Annotated in this window: 16 protein-coding genes; 2 read left to right on the top strand and 14 right to left on the bottom strand. The window is 68.3% G+C overall.

Annotation, left to right across the window (positions count from 1 at the left end):
• Positions 1-4: 4 nt before the first annotated feature.
• The 4 genes from AAG565_RS13295 to AAG565_RS13280 form a co-directional block, all read right to left on the bottom strand.
• Positions 5-241, bottom strand: coding sequence for a DUF2970 domain-containing protein (locus AAG565_RS13295; RefSeq protein WP_348820099.1), 237 nt, complete (start codon positions 239-241; stop codon positions 5-7).
• A 15-nt stretch (positions 242-256) separates the two neighbouring features.
• Positions 257-745, bottom strand: coding sequence for a DUF2505 domain-containing protein (locus AAG565_RS13290; RefSeq protein ID WP_348820098.1), 489 nt, complete (start codon positions 743-745; stop codon positions 257-259).
• A gap of 79 nt (positions 746-824) precedes the next feature.
• The gene (locus AAG565_RS13285) at positions 825-2,180 is read right to left on the bottom strand and encodes a DUF1329 domain-containing protein (protein WP_348820097.1); all 1,356 of its coding nucleotides are present in this window, start codon (positions 2,178-2,180) and stop codon (positions 825-827) included.
• Positions 2,181-2,337: 157 nt separating this feature from the next.
• Positions 2,338-3,759: an AarF/ABC1/UbiB kinase family protein gene (locus AAG565_RS13280; protein WP_348820095.1), complete on the bottom strand. Its 1,422-nt coding sequence runs from the start codon at positions 3,757-3,759 to the stop codon at positions 2,338-2,340.
• Here AAG565_RS13280 and AAG565_RS13275 point away from each other — a divergent pair, their 5' ends adjacent.
• Complete coding sequence (locus AAG565_RS13275; RefSeq protein ID WP_348820094.1) at positions 3,760-4,200, top strand: hypothetical protein; 441 nt, start codon at positions 3,760-3,762, stop codon at positions 4,198-4,200.
• Between the two features lie 11 nt (positions 4,201-4,211).
• On the opposite strand, the gene AAG565_RS13270 is transcribed toward AAG565_RS13275, so the two are convergent.
• From AAG565_RS13270 to AAG565_RS13225, 10 genes are all read right to left on the bottom strand, one after another.
• Positions 4,212-4,475, bottom strand: coding sequence for a hypothetical protein (locus AAG565_RS13270; RefSeq protein ID WP_348820093.1), 264 nt, complete (start codon positions 4,473-4,475; stop codon positions 4,212-4,214).
• A 64-nt stretch (positions 4,476-4,539) separates the two neighbouring features.
• On the bottom strand, positions 4,540-7,146 hold the full coding sequence (locus AAG565_RS13265; protein ID WP_348820092.1) for a DUF1329 domain-containing protein: 2,607 nt from the start codon (positions 7,144-7,146) through the stop codon (positions 4,540-4,542).
• Positions 7,143-7,823, bottom strand: a complete 681-nt coding sequence (locus tag AAG565_RS13260; protein ID WP_348820131.1) for a TonB family protein — start codon at positions 7,821-7,823, stop codon at positions 7,143-7,145. Before AAG565_RS13260 ends, AAG565_RS13265 begins: the two co-directional genes overlap by 4 nt.
• Before the next feature lie 19 nt (positions 7,824-7,842).
• Positions 7,843-8,160: a biopolymer transporter ExbD gene (locus AAG565_RS13255; protein WP_348820091.1), complete on the bottom strand. Its 318-nt coding sequence runs from the start codon at positions 8,158-8,160 to the stop codon at positions 7,843-7,845.
• On the bottom strand, positions 8,157-8,561 hold the full coding sequence (locus tag AAG565_RS13250) for a biopolymer transporter ExbD (protein WP_348820090.1): 405 nt from the start codon (positions 8,559-8,561) through the stop codon (positions 8,157-8,159). The genes AAG565_RS13255 and AAG565_RS13250 overlap by 4 nt, the downstream gene beginning before the upstream one ends.
• Entirely contained in the window at positions 8,558-9,097 is a 540-nt protein-coding gene (locus tag AAG565_RS13245; RefSeq protein WP_348820089.1) for a MotA/TolQ/ExbB proton channel family protein, read from the bottom strand. The genes AAG565_RS13250 and AAG565_RS13245 overlap by 4 nt, the downstream gene beginning before the upstream one ends.
• On the bottom strand, positions 9,090-10,436 hold the full coding sequence (locus tag AAG565_RS13240; protein ID WP_348820088.1) for a MotA/TolQ/ExbB proton channel family protein: 1,347 nt from the start codon (positions 10,434-10,436) through the stop codon (positions 9,090-9,092). Before AAG565_RS13240 ends, AAG565_RS13245 begins: the two co-directional genes overlap by 8 nt.
• Entirely contained in the window at positions 10,433-11,218 is a 786-nt protein-coding gene (locus tag AAG565_RS13235) for a DUF3450 domain-containing protein (protein ID WP_348820087.1), read from the bottom strand. Before AAG565_RS13235 ends, AAG565_RS13240 begins: the two co-directional genes overlap by 4 nt.
• Positions 11,208-12,002, bottom strand: a complete 795-nt coding sequence (locus tag AAG565_RS13230) for an alpha/beta hydrolase (RefSeq protein ID WP_348820086.1) — start codon at positions 12,000-12,002, stop codon at positions 11,208-11,210. The genes AAG565_RS13235 and AAG565_RS13230 overlap by 11 nt, the downstream gene beginning before the upstream one ends.
• Before the next feature lies 1 nt (position 12,003).
• Complete coding sequence (locus tag AAG565_RS13225) at positions 12,004-12,780, bottom strand: SDR family oxidoreductase (RefSeq protein ID WP_348820085.1); 777 nt, start codon at positions 12,778-12,780, stop codon at positions 12,004-12,006.
• Between the two features lie 70 nt (positions 12,781-12,850).
• On the opposite strand from AAG565_RS13225, the gene AAG565_RS13220 reads away from it, so the two are divergent.
• Positions 12,851-13,216: a rhodanese-like domain-containing protein gene (locus tag AAG565_RS13220; RefSeq protein WP_348820084.1), complete on the top strand. Its 366-nt coding sequence runs from the start codon at positions 12,851-12,853 to the stop codon at positions 13,214-13,216.
• Positions 13,217-13,422 lie beyond the last annotated feature (206 nt).

Genomic DNA, 13,422 nt, shown 5'->3' with positions numbered 1-13,422 from the left:
GAGATCACATTCCCGCGCTGCGCAGCGCGATTTTCACGGCGATCCACACCACCAGCACGAACAGCACCGTCATGATCAGGCCAACGGCGATGAAATGCCCGGCCTTGCCCTTGGTGAAGTCGCGCTGGCGGTGCTTCGAGCTCTGCACGCCGAAGAACGACGCGGCGACGCTACTGATGGTCTGCAGCCATCCCTGCCTCGGCGGGGCGGTCCGGTTCGTCTCGTCTTGCGGTGTGGACATGGATACGCGCCGGGATCAGTAATCGGCGAGGATGCGCTGGGTCGTCGCGACGTCGTTGTCGGCCTTGCTCATGATGTCATCGACGGTCAGCTTTTCGAGCTTGCCGCCGATCAGCGGAATGCCGCAGGTCACGGTCCACTTCAGGTAGTTGGCCGAGCCCTTGCCCTCGTCCTTGAGCGTCATGTCGCAGGCGACCTTGACCGGCGTGTTCTTGATCTCGACATCCAGGCGCCCGGTCTTGCGCGCGATGTCCCAGCTGTCGGTCTGCGTGATGACCGCGGTCGCCGGAATGAACTTCTTCGCGAAGTCGGGAATCGCGACGGTGTTCTTCGCCGTGTAGCAGACCTTGATGCGGAACTTCGAATCGCTCTTCTCGTGCTCCAGCACCTCGATCGCGGTGAAACCGAGTTCCTTGTACTTGCGCTCGAAGTAAGCGCGGTCGGAGAACATCCGGATGACGACGTCGGACGGCTTGTTGAAGCTGTGCTTGTTCTCGAATTTCATGAGCGGTTTCCCCCGTTAACGAAAAAGCCGCCGGGCACGCCCGGCGGCTTCAAATCTACACGACTGTGCCGTGAAATTCTTACTTCGTGGTCATCTTCTGCACGGACGCGGCCGTGAAGTAGTCCGGCTTGAACGACACCGTCAGATCGAGCGGCTTGTCCTCGTTGAATGTCGCGGTGATGAAGTAGCGTCCGGAGGTGAAGTGGTAGATCACTTCCGGCACCGTCGTCACTGACAGGATGTTGTAGCCGAAGATCACGTGGCCTTCCTGGAACTGGTAGAGCTGGTCGCGGTTGTCGTAGTCGTCCACCATCGCGATCGTCCAGCCGTCCTCGTCCACATAGAAGCGGCGCTTCTTGAAGGTGTGGCTGGTGCCGGGCTTGATGTCGGCCTCGACGATCCAGACGCGGTGCAGCTCGTAACGGGCCAGGTCCTGGTTCAGGTGCTTGGGCTTGACCATGTCCTTGTACTTGGTCTGCGCGCCGGCGATGCGGTTGGCGTTGTACGGGATGTACATCTCCTTCTTGCCGACCAGTTTCCAGTTGTAGCGCTCGAGCACGCCGTTGAACATGTCCACCTGGTCGTAGAACTGGTGACCGTCGGTACCCTCGTAGGGGTTGTCACAGCACACCGTCGGCGCGCGGCGGATGCGCTTGAGGCCCGGCGAGTACAGCCAGGCGGAACGGCCTTCCGCGCCGGTGCCGGCCTTCTCGTGCACCAGGATGAAGGTGCCGGCCAGCCGCGGCGGGGCCACCGTCTTGGACAGGTACTTGAGGAACTCGCCGGAGTTCTTGGTCAGCGGCACCGGATTCTTGATCGACGCATAGCCGAACTGCACGTCCTCGATCAGCTTGGTCAGCTGATACTCGCCGTTGGGCTGCACGATCATCTGGTTGTTGTAGCGCGTCACCGCTTCGCCGCGCCACTTGAGCTTGTGGTTCCAGATCGGCTCGGCGCCGGTCTTGGGGATCGGAAACGGGAAGCCGAGCTTGCAGTTGTCCGGGGTGTCGGGGTCGAGCAGCGCGCAGTTGGTCGCATTGACCTTGGTCGCCGCGAAGATCTCGTCGGGCCAGGTCATCACGCGATGCGACGGATAGACGTTCATCTTGTAGCTGTCGTAGGTGCTCAGCAGACGCTTGTGGCCTTCCGACAGCTTGTCCGCGTACTCGGCCATGTTGGCCTTGCTGATCGTGAAGATCGGCTTCTCGGCGTCGATCTTCGGATCGTTCGGGTACTCGCCGGACAGCGCGCCGCGGCGCTGCGCGGGGGTCCACTCCGGAATCGTGCCCTCCTTGTTGCCGGCCTTCTCGGCGCCGACCGGGGTCAGATCCTTGCCGAGGCGCGCCGCCTCCGCGGCGTCCACCTTCGCGCCGGCCTGTCCCGCCATCAGGGTCAGGGCCAGCGCGCCAGTCAAAACTGCGAGGCGCTTCTTCATGGGGATGATTCTCCTCTTCAACAGATTCGGGACGACGGACCGACCGAGCCGGGCACCGGGATTCGGTCGGGCATGCTACCGAATCCGCCGTGCACTGGCCAGCAAGGATACGCGAGCCGCCCACGCGATGAATCGTTCATGAATCGGCCGCGCGCCGTCACGTCTTGCCGGCACGCTCGACATCCGCCAGGGCCTGCTGCAGCAGCTCGCGCGTCGCCAGTTCGCAGCGCAGCGTCGCCAGCATGATGAACACGCCGGCCAGGCGCCGGTGCAGGAACACGATCTCGCGCGGCGGCACGCGGAAATACAGCGACAGGGCGTTGGTCGCCGCGATGCGGCCGGCGCGCATCGGCAGGTCCGAGTCGCCCCAGCGGTAGGCGCCGCGCGGACCCCGCAGGCGTTCGGGGGTGCGCGGATCGCCGGGCGCGTTGAACGGCTCGACGATCATCTCGCACATCGTCGCGAAACCGTCGAGCACGGACCTGGGGAAATCGTGCTGCATCAGGCCGATCGCCTGCGCGCCGCGGAAGATCATGTCGCGGTCGCGCAGCAAGGCGCCGCGCACGATCTCGGCGTAGCTGTCGATGAAGCCGTGACCGAAGATGCGCGTCGCGCCGAAATCGAGCAGCACGATGCGGTCCGGTTCACCGCCCTGCCCGATGCGCACGCGGTAGTTGCCGAAGTGCGGATCGGACTGGACCATGCCCCAGCGGAAGAACTCGGTCAGGAACAGTTCGAGGAATCCCAGGCCGAGTGCGTTGCGTCGTTCCTGGGGCAGGCCCTGTACGTCGTCGTGGCGCACATGCAGGCCGTGCTCGTAGGTCGTCGTCAGCACCTGGTCGCTGCAGTAGTCGCCCAGCACCCTGGGCACGACGAAGCGCGGATCGCCTTCCAGCCGGTGCGCGAAGGTCTCGGTGAAATGCCGTTCGGTCTCGTAATCGACCTCGCGGTGCAGCATCTCGCGCACTTCGTTGAACACCGGCGTCAGGTCCAGGCCCTTGGGCGTCAGCCGCGTCACCAGCAGCAGGCGCGACAGCGTGCGGATGTCGCTCTCGATCGCGTCGGCGACACCGGGATACTGGATCTTGACGCAGACTTCGATGCCGTCGCTGCGGCGGCGCGCGCGGTGCACCTGGCCGAGCGACGCCGCCGCCATCGGCCGCTCGTCGATGTCCAGCTCGCGCATACGGCTGCGGCCGAGCGCGCGTTCCAGCACCGGACGCACCACTTTCCAGTCCACGGCCGGCGTGTCGTCCTGCAGCGACGACAGCACCGTCACCGCCTCCTCGGGCAGGAAGTACTGGCCGTAGAGCGACAGCATCTGCCCGGCCTTCATCACGCTGCCCTTGAGCTTGCCCAGTTCGTCGGCGAGGATCTGCGCCTGGCGCCGGTAGAATTCGCGGTTGGCCTCGTCGCGCTCGATGCCGCCGCGGAAGATGTTGGCGACCGAATGGGCCACGATCTTTGCGCCCGCGCCCATGCCCAGGCGCGTCAGCGCGATGCTGCGCTCCAGCGGCTTGGTCTTCAGCGAGGAGATGCTAGGCTTGGCGCCGTGGTCGTTGTCTGAGGAATCGTTCAAGTGAAAACCCTGGCCGAGATGCTGCTCGCTCCGCACCGACACGATGCGGTCGTGGACGACGCGGTGCGGCTGATCGAAACGCACGTCGGCAGCCGCAGCGGCCTGCGCGGCATCAGTCTGAAGACCGGGCTCGCCATGCTCAAGACCGCGAAGCCCGGCATTCTGAACCGGGCGGTGCGGCGTTTGCTACCGGAATTCCTCGACGCGCTGGAACCGTTCCACGCCGAGTTCCGCCGCGGGACCCAACGCGATTTCAGCCGGTTCCTGCAGGAGCGCGACGCGCGCGTGACCGCGGCGCTGCTGACGGTCGCCGACACCCGGGTGCGGCAGGCCAGCCCGGCCGTGCGGTCGAACTACGCGCGGCTGCGCGGCACCGCCGAAGCCGAAGTGGGCGCGGTGGTCCCGGCGCTGGGCCGGCTGATCGACGCCTACCTGGAGTGAAGCGGCGGCGCTCAGTGCGCCGCCTTGATCCCGCCGCTGGCGGCCGGGGCTGCGCCCTGGGCCACCGCACTCGCGGTCTCCGAACGCAGCTGCGCGAGTGCGTCGCGGGCCGCTTGCTGCACCTCGACACGCTGCTCGGCGCGAACCCGCTCGATCGCCTGCGCCAGCGCCGGACGCTCCGGGTCCGGCCTGGCACCTTCGCCGCCGGCCTGCACCGCCTGCGACACAACCCCGGCCCACAGACCGGCCATCACCAGCGCCACGTGCTTGTTCATCGCCCCGCCTCCTGCTCCTGACCCCCGTTAGATGCAGGCAGGCGCGATTTGGTTGCAGGGTTCTTCAGCGGCCGTAGCGGGCCTTGACCGCCGCCGGCAGGAACTCGCCTTCGCGCATCGGCAGATCGTACTGCGGCGGCGGGTCTTCGGCCGACAGGCGGCTGGCGAAGTAGCGGCCGTCCTTGAGGTCGTACACCAGCATCGGCGCGGTGTTGGCCGCCTGGATGTCGTAGAACGGCAGCAGGTGCCCTTCCTGGAAGCGCCACAGCTGGCCGTTGCGGTCCTCGTTCTCGACCAGCACGACGTTCCAGCAGTCCTCGTCCACATAGAACGTGCGCTTGCCGAAGCTATGCTTCTTGCCTTCGCGCTCGGTGGCCTCGATCACCCAGACCCGGTGCAGCTCGTAGCGCGTCACGTCCTGGTTGAAGTGGTAGGGCTTGAGCAGGCCGGCATATTTCTGGCTGCCGTCGCCGATGCGGAAACCGTTGTAGGGGATATACAGCTCGCGCTTGCCGACCAGTTTCCAGACATAGCGGTCGAAAGCGCCGTTGTACATGTCCACCATGTCGATGAACATCAGGCCCTCGGCGCCGGGGAATGGCTGGTCGTAGCCCACCGGCGGGATGCGGAACATGCGCCGGATCTTCGGCGGCAGCACCCAGATGTCGCGCTCGTCCTGCAGCGAATTGGCCGTCTCGTGCACCAGCGCGAGGAAATCGACGTCGTTGCGCCCGCTGCCGAACCAGGTGAGGTAGTAGAGCAGGATGTTCTTCCTGGCGATGTCCACCGGATCGCTGAGATTGCCGTAGCGGAAGTACACGCGCTCGGTCTGCTTGAGGTACAGCGGATCGCCGCGCGGCGCCACCACGGCCTGCGTGGTCTGCGCCTCGACCGTGTTGCCGCGGAAGCGCGTGCGGTGGTTCCACATGATCTCGACGCCGGAGCGCGGCTTGGGGAATGGCACGCCCAGCTGCGCGCCGGCCAGCGCATCGGCACCGAGCAGCTTGGCGCGGCCGACATTGGCCTGGCTCGCCTCGTAGATCGCCTGCGGGTAGGCGACGCTGCGCCGGCTCTGGTAAACGGGCATGGCGTAGCTGGGATAGCGCGCCAGCAACGCCTGGTGGCCCGCACTCAGCCGCTCGCGGTAACGCGACACATTGCCCGCGGTGATGGTGAACAGCGGCCGGTCCTGGGCGAACGGATCCTGCAGCCGCTGGCCTTTCTTGAAGCCGGCGGGCCAATCCGCCGGCTTGAGTCCGCCGGTCCACGGCGGAATCGTGCCGTCGCGATTGCCGCCGGCCTCGGCGCCGATCGGGGTCAGACCCTCGACGGTCGCGCGTGGCGCGACAGCGTCCTGCGACGCCCCACCGAGGCTGATGACCGGACCGCCGAACAGTCCTCCGAGCACCACGCCGTCGTCCTGGCGCCGGCGCCGCTCGGCCGCGGCCGCCAGCGCCTGCTCGCGCGCCTGGCCGCTCTCCAGGTACTTGACCCATTCGGACGCGCTCTTGCGCGTCGCCGCCTGCGACGCGGCCTCGCGGAACGCCGACAGTGCGCCCTCGATGTCGGCCTGCTGATAGCGCGCCAGGCCCAGGGCCATCAGCGTATTGCCGTCACGTGCGCCGCGGCCCAGGGCTGCTTCCAGCGCGCGCGCCGCTTCAGGGTATTCCTCGCGGTCCATGTGCAGCTGGGCGCGCTGCTGGTATAGCTCCACCGAAGGTGCGAGCCGAATCGCCTCGTCGAGCGCCGCCAGCGCCGGCTTGCGCTCGCGCGCGGCGCTCCACAACGAGGCCAGCAGTTTCCAGTTGTCGGCGCTGGCCGGCACTTCCTTGCGCTCGATCATCGTCGTCAGCGTCGAGGCCGCCTCGAACGGCGCACCGAGCTGCGCGGTGAGCGTCACCAGGCGCAGGCGCTCCTCGGCGGATTGCAGGAATCCGAGCCTTCCGGCCAGTTCGAGGACCGCCGCCGCGCGCGCCTTGTCGCCGGCCTTGAGATGGATCGCCGCCAGGCGCATCCAGTCGTCACGCTGCGACGCATCCTCCTGCAGCAGCTTCTCCAGCTGCGGCAGGGCCTCGCGATCGCGGCCGGTCGCCAGCAGCGCCGCCGCCAGCGCGCGCCGCCAGGACGGATCCACGCGCTGCTTGCCGGCCTCGGCGCGCTGCACCGCCTGCTGCAGCAGCGGCAGCGCGTCGGCGGGACGCTTCTGGTCGAGGTAGGCCGCCCCGAGGGCCATCAGCGTCTCGATCGTCGGATTGCCCGCCTTGACCTGCGCCTCCAGCTGCGGGATGAGCTTCTTGTAGTCACCGCTGGCCAGATACAGCTCGCGCAACTGGTCACGGATCTGGTCCGCGGCGACGCCGGACAGCGCCTTCTGCGCCAGCGCCTGTTCGAGCAGCTGGGCCGCCTTGCGCGCATCGCCGGCCTGCGCCGCCTGCACCGCGAGATCACGCAGCAGCAGCGCCTTGGCGTAGGGATCGGTGGTCTGCTGCAGCAGCTGATCGGCGCTCTTCTGCTGCACCGGTGTCGGCACTTCCTTGAGCTCGCGCGTCTCGCTGCGGTACTGGTCGGGGGCGGCCGTGGTGGCGACCAGCCCCAGCAGGAAAGCTAGAGCGTGTATTGAAAGTCGCGGCCATGGATGGCCGCTTCTTGTGCAGGACGTACCAGCCCTCATTGCCAGTTGTACGCGCAGTCGGCGGGGTCCATGTCCACCCGCTGCTTGACTTCGCGCGCCCTCGGATAGGACTCGTAGATCCAGTTGGCGACGCTCTCGATCGCCGCCGCCTCGAACACGCCGCGCGGATCGGCATCGACCAGCCGCACGTTGGTCACCTTGCCGGTGGGCAGCACGGTGAACACGACTTCGACCCAGCCACGGATGCCCTGCTTGCAGGCCCACTCCGGCATCTGCGGCCGCGCGGTGGACAGCGGAATCAAGGTGCTGCCCCGGAAGCCCTGGCCGGTGCCGTAGCCGGTGCCACCGCCCTTGCCGCCGCCGGCAAAACCGCCGAACGCGCCGCTGCTGCCGAGCTTGAGGCCACCGCCGGACAGCTTGCCGGGCAGCACCACCGGACCGGCGTCCAGCGGCACCGCGCTGACGCTGGGCACCGGCAACGCCGCCGTCTGCGGCTGCGCCAGCGCCGGCGGCGCGGCCGGTGGCGGCGGCGGTGCCGCGTCCGGGCTGGCCAGATCCTGCTGCGGTTGCTCCGGTGCCGGGCGCACAACCTCGATGTCCGGCACGACGCGACGGAATTCGTCCGGCCCCTGCGGCGGCCGGATCAGCCACTGCATCAACAGGAACAGCGCCAGCACCACGGCGAGCGCGGCGAAGGGCGTCAGGTACCAGCGCATGTCCGTCAAGCGGTCGCCCTCATGGATTGGCGATGACCTGGACATCGTCGATGCCACTGCGCTGCAAGGCATCGAGCACCGGAATCAGCACCGTGCTCGGCGCCCGGGCATCGACGACCAGCCGCACCGGCCGGCGCGCATCGCCGGCGCGCAGCGCAGCGACATGGGAACCGACCTCGCCAACCGCGAGGCGGCGGCCCTCGACCACGACCTGCCCCGCATCGACGATGCGCAGCTCGATCGGTGCCGGCTCGCGCATGCGCCAGCCGAGCCAGGCGAGCGCGACGACCAGCACGACGGCCTGGACGGCGTGGCGCCAGTGCCAGCGTGCCGTCATGGCTGCTCGGCCGCGACGGCCACATCCCTCACGCCGGCCAGGCGTGCCTGATCCATCGCCTGCACCAGCAGGCCGGCGCGCGCGTCGCGGTCGGCCTGGATGATGACCGCCGCCTCGGGGTTCTCCGACTTGAGCTTCTGGATGATGCCGCGCAGCTCGCGGATATCGACGCGGCGCTTGTCGATCCAGATCTCGCCCTGCGGCGAGATGGCGACGAGAATGTTGGTCTGCTCCTGCTTCACCGCGGTCTTCGCCGCCGGCCGGTTGACCTTGATGCCGGCCTCGCGCACGAAAGTGGTCGTGACGATGAAGAAGATCAGCATGATGAAGATCACGTCCAGCATCGGCGTGAGATCGATGCCGGTGTCCTCGGGCACCACGGAGTGGCGACGGACCTTCATGCGTAGGCCAGCTCGTCGCCGAGCCGCTCGGATTCGACCTTGACGCGCTTGCGGAAGCGGTTGATCGACAGCAGGCCGGAGAGGCCGATCACCATGCCCGCCATCGTCGGGATCGTCGCGCGCGACACGCCCGCCGCCATCGCCCGCACGTCCGAAGTCCCCTTCAGCGCCATCACGTCGAACACCTCGATCATGCCGGTGACCGTGCCGAGCAACCCCATCAGCGGACACATCGCGATGAGGACCTGGATCAGCGGCAGCGTCACCGCCATCGCCGCCGACTGCTGCGAGATCAGCGTCTCGCGGATGCGTCGCGCCGCCCACGAGCGCCGCTCGGGCCGCGCCATCCACGCCTGCTGCGCCTGCGCCCGGTGCCGCGGCCAGACGCGCAGGAAGAACCAGTAGCGCTCCAGGATCAGGGTCCACAGCACCGTGGCGAGTCCGAAGATCCACGGCAGCACCGGCCCGCCGGCCGCCATCAGCTCGGCCACCGGCCGCAGCGGCGCACCGAACGCGGCCCAGAACAGGTCAAGCACGCTGCGCCTCCAGCCGTTGCGCCAGCAGTCCGGCGGACTGTTCGTCGAGGATCTGCACCAGCGCGCGCGAGCGCGTGCCGAGCAGCGCGTTGATGAACAGGATCGGGATGGCGACGACCAGGCCCTCCACGGTCGTCACCAGTGCCTGCGAGATGCCGTCCGCCATCAACTTGGGATCGCCGGTGCCGAACACGGTGATGGTCTGGAAGGTCACGATCATGCCGGTGACGGTACCGAGCAGCCCCAGCAGCGGCGCGGCGGCCGCGAACAGCCGCAGGATCGACTGCGCCCGCTCCAGCGGCGGCACTTCGCGCAGGACCGCTTCCGACAGGCGCAGTTCGAGCAGCTCGGGATCGTCGTCGCGGTGCGCCGGGTCGTCGCTGAACACGCGCAGCACGCGGCCGAGCGGGTTGTCGGCGCTGGGAACGCGCAGGTTGCGCAGCTGCGCGCGCATGCGGCGGCCGACCCGTTCCAGATAGACCATCTGGCCGAGCGCGATCAGCACGCCGACGACGCCGATGGCGATGATGACGTAGCCGACCAGTCCACCCTGGCGGATGCGCTCGCCGAGCGTCGGCTTCTCGCCCTCGATCAGCAGCAGGCTGCCGCGCGAGGGATCGACGAGCACCGGCGCGACAGCATCCGTGGAGGCGGCGAACTTGCGCGCGATGCGCTGCAGCCCGGACGCGGGCTGCCGTGGCAGCGCCGCCAGCAGGCGGCCGCCGCTGCTCGTCGTCAGATACTGTCCATCGGCGAACGCCGTGAAGCTGCCGACGCGGATCACCTCCGCCTGGCGCCGTGCACCCTGTTCATCGACGATCTCGGCCGGGAAGCGGACCACCTTGCCGCTCTCGGCCATCTGCTGGGTCAGCGTGAACCACAGTTCCTCGAGCTCGACGAGGCTCGGCAGATCGCGGCTCGCCGCGAGCCCGTCGAGAAAGGCCATGCGCTCCGGGAACTGGGCCGTGATCAGCGAGTCGGCCGCGGTGCCGCGCAACTCGCCGGCGAGCTGGCGCACCGCCGCATTCACCTGGATGTAGTCTCCGGCGCGCTGCTGCAGCTGTGCCTTGAGGGCGGCGATCTCGCGCTGCTGCGCGTCGAAGCGTGCGCGCGCGGCGTCGGCGCGGCTCTTGACCGTGGCCAGCTCGCGTTCCGCCTGTTCGACCAGCCCGGCCTGCTCGTTCTTGTTGCGCAGGAAGCGCTGCTCGCGCTCCTGGCTGATGCGCGCGCTCTGCGCCTGGCCCTCGCGCACCTGCTTGAGCAGGGCGTCGAGCCCCGCGTTCTGCGCGTGCGCCAGCGAGGACACCGCCAGCGCCATCACCGCGACGACGCGCCTCATGGCTGCTCTCCGGTCGCCGCCGCGGCGGTCGGCATCGGCAGCACCAGCAGGCTCGCCGCGGCCGTCTCACGTGCAATCTTCAGCCCGTCGCGCAGGCTGGAGATGTAACGTCCCGGCAGCGGCTGCCAGCTGCGGCTCGTGGCGTCCCAGCGCAGCGCGCTGTCCGCGTCCAGCGCGACAGCGAACAGCGCCGCGCGGCCGACACGCAGCTGGTCCATCAGCCGGCCGTCGATCTCGATGCGTTCCGCGCCCAGGCTGTTGCCGTAATCGACCTCGATGCGGTAGGCGTCGAGAATGCGCCGGAACTTCTCGGCCGTGCTCGTCTCGGAGTCGGCCATCATGCGGCGCAGGTCGGCGACTCGACCCTTGCGCTCTTCGAGCAGGAACGGCAGATCCAGACCGACGAAGCTCTCCAGGCTTTCGATCATGCGCAGCATCAGGGGCAGCAGTTCGCGCTCGACCCGCTCCATCTCCGCGATCTGGCGCAGCAGCGATTCACGCTCGCTGCCCTGGGTGCGCGACAGCTCCTCGATCTGCGTGGCATAGACCTTGAGCTGCTGTGCCTGCCAGACCGCGGAGCGGTATCGTTCGAGAAGCTGGCGCGTCTCCGCGTCCAGACGATCCACACGCTGCTGCGAGGCCGCAGCGGCGCGCTGGGTCTGCTGCACCGTGTCGATGGCACGCTCGACCGTGGCACTCGGAGCCGTGGCCTGGGCCAGCGCCGCACCGGCCACCAGCATCGACGCCGAGGCCGCGATCCGGACGACCCGTTCAATCCGCATGGCGCGTCCTCTGCTGTCTCTGCTCGATCGGGCGCAACCAGCCGCAGATCGCATGCATCATCTCTTCCGTCTCCTCGTCGTCGATGACCCAGTGCCCGCGCTCGGGGTAGTGGCGCAGTGCCGCGCCGGGATACTGCGCGGCGGCCTTGCGCACCACCGCGGCGGGCGTCAGCCGGTCCTGGCCGCAGCTGACCACATAGACCGGGCAGTTCACCTCACCCGAACGGACTTGCGCGGCGCGCGCGAAGTCCAGCCACCAGAAGGCGATCTCGGCGGCCGCCCTGCCAGATTCGTGGACCAGCGCCTCGTACATCGGGCGCTGGCGGTCCGCCGGCACCCCGTTGAACAGGTCGCGGATTGCGGGCGCGAAGCCCGGCTTGTAGGGGTTGCGCCAGAACCGGCCGCCGATCAGCCACGGCGCGAATGCCCGCACGTTGGCGACGCTCAGACCGTTGATGCCCCAGTGGGGCGCCGGGGTCAGCAGCACCAGCGCCAGCGGCGGCACACGCAGCGCGAGCTGCTGCGCCAGCAGCGCGCCCATCGAATGGCCGATCAGCACCGGCGGACGATCGTAACGCTGTTCCGCAACGACCTGCGTCAGCGCATCCAGATAGTCGCGCAGGCCCAGGCGTGCCACCTGCAGCGGCTGGTCCGGCACCGGCTCGTGTCCCGGCAGCGTCGGCGCCAGGCAGGCATAGCCGCGCGGTTCGAGCACCGCGCGCACGCGATTCCAGTTCGCGCCGGTGCACCACATGCCGTGGATCAGGACGACCGGCGTGGCCACCTCAATACCCCGAAACCTTGCGCGTGGCGTAGCGATTGAGTCGGGCCGGCAACAGCTTGTTGCTCAGCGCGAGCAGCCGCGTCTGCAGCCCGGGATACCAGTGCACGCGGCGCCAGCCGCGCCAGTGCGCCGCGTCCCACACGGTCTGGGCGATATCCCCGGGCTGCAGGCGCACACCCAGGCGCGCGATGCTCGCCGGCTGCTCGATCGCCGTCACCATCGCGGTGTTGACGAACAGCGGCAGCACGTCCATCACGCGGATGCCATGGCGCTGCCACTCGATGTCGAGCGCCTCCGACAGTCCCTTGACCGCGAACTTGGACGCGGCATAGGTCGCATACGACGGCGCTCCGTAGATCGCCGAGGCGGACGACATGCTGATGACCCGACTGTCGGGCGTGCGCAGCAAGTGCGGGAACGCCGCGTGGCAACCATTGATCACGCCTTTGACGTTGACCTCGACGATGGCGTGGTGGCGCGCCAGGCCGATCGTCTCGAACTCGCCGACGCTGAGGATGCCGGCGTTGTTGAACAGCACGTCGAGCCGGCCACCACTGAAGCCGACGAAATCCTCCAGCGCGTGCGCGAAGGCGCCGGCATCGGCGACATCGAGCCGGCCGCAGACCGTGTTCGCACCGAGTTCGACGCGCAGGCGCTCGACGGCCTCGTGGTCGATGTCGTACAGGCCGACTCTCCAGCCACGCGACGCGAACAGCAGCGCAGTCGCGCGCCCGATGCCGGCCGCCGCACCGGTGACGAAGATCGCAGGTGATGACATGGGGAATCACGAAGCGGAAACGGACGTAATCTAGCAGCCCGGCTTGCCCCGCTCCACGGAGACATCGATCATGGCCGATCACTCCCCCGCATTCGTGGCCCTGGTGGACGCTGCCCGCCAGCACGTCCGCGAAATCGATGCGCACGCCGTTCCGCAGCTGCTCGAGCGCAGGCCGGGACTGCGCTTGATCGACGTGCGCGAACGTTGCGAATTCGACGCCGGACACGTCCGTGACGCCGAGTGGATCGGCAAGGGCATCATCGAGCGCGATATCGAACAGCACCATCCGGACCGGAACGAGCCGCTGTATCTCTACTGCGGCGGTGGTTATCGCTCGGTGCTGGCCGCCGAGAGTCTGCAGAAGATGGGCTATCGCAACGTGTGGTCGATCGCCGGCGGCTGGCGCGCGCTCAAGGACCTCTTACCGGTGGCGTAGCGAGTGCTTGTGTTGAACGCCGGGACCACTGCGGCGGATCAGACGAGAGTCCAGTGAACTCTCGTCCCGCCGACCGGCCCCGGCTGGCGCAGGATGCCGCCCCACGAGATCGGGATAGGGGACGCCGAGGATACCCTCAGCGTTCCCCTCCCACACCACCGGACATGCGGGTCCGCATCCGGCGGTTCGAGCGGTTGAGGTTACGC

Origin of the sequence: Fontimonas sp. SYSU GA230001 (genome assembly GCF_040066175.1) — a bacterium.
Lineage (GTDB): Bacteria > Pseudomonadota > Gammaproteobacteria > Nevskiales > Nevskiaceae > Solimonas.
Note: the sequence above shows the minus strand (reverse complement) of the source record. Positions and strands in the feature narration are given on the sequence as shown.

Coding starts and splice junctions, on each gene's coding strand:
- AAG565_RS13255 (WP_348820091.1), bottom strand. CDS start 8,160: ATGACGGCACGCTGGCACTGGCGCCACGCCGTCCAGGCCGTCGTGCTG.
- AAG565_RS13285 (WP_348820097.1), bottom strand. CDS start 2,180: ATGAAGAAGCGCCTCGCAGTTTTGACTGGCGCGCTGGCCCTGACCCTG.
- AAG565_RS13250 (WP_348820090.1), bottom strand. CDS start 8,561: ATGAAGGTCCGTCGCCACTCCGTGGTGCCCGAGGACACCGGCATCGAT.
- AAG565_RS13290 (WP_348820098.1), bottom strand. CDS start 745: ATGAAATTCGAGAACAAGCACAGCTTCAACAAGCCGTCCGACGTCGTC.
- AAG565_RS13260 (WP_348820131.1), bottom strand. CDS start 7,823: ATGCGCTGGTACCTGACGCCCTTCGCCGCGCTCGCCGTGGTGCTGGCG.
- AAG565_RS13270 (WP_348820093.1), bottom strand. CDS start 4,475: ATGAACAAGCACGTGGCGCTGGTGATGGCCGGTCTGTGGGCCGGGGTT.
- AAG565_RS13240 (WP_348820088.1), bottom strand. CDS start 10,436: ATGAGGCGCGTCGTCGCGGTGATGGCGCTGGCGGTGTCCTCGCTGGCG.
- AAG565_RS13220 (WP_348820084.1), top strand. CDS start 12,851: ATGGCCGATCACTCCCCCGCATTCGTGGCCCTGGTGGACGCTGCCCGC.
- AAG565_RS13225 (WP_348820085.1), bottom strand. CDS start 12,780: ATGTCATCACCTGCGATCTTCGTCACCGGTGCGGCGGCCGGCATCGGG.
- AAG565_RS13235 (WP_348820087.1), bottom strand. CDS start 11,218: ATGCGGATTGAACGGGTCGTCCGGATCGCGGCCTCGGCGTCGATGCTG.
- AAG565_RS13265 (WP_348820092.1), bottom strand. CDS start 7,146: ATGAGGGCTGGTACGTCCTGCACAAGAAGCGGCCATCCATGGCCGCGA.
- AAG565_RS13295 (WP_348820099.1), bottom strand. CDS start 241: ATGTCCACACCGCAAGACGAGACGAACCGGACCGCCCCGCCGAGGCAG.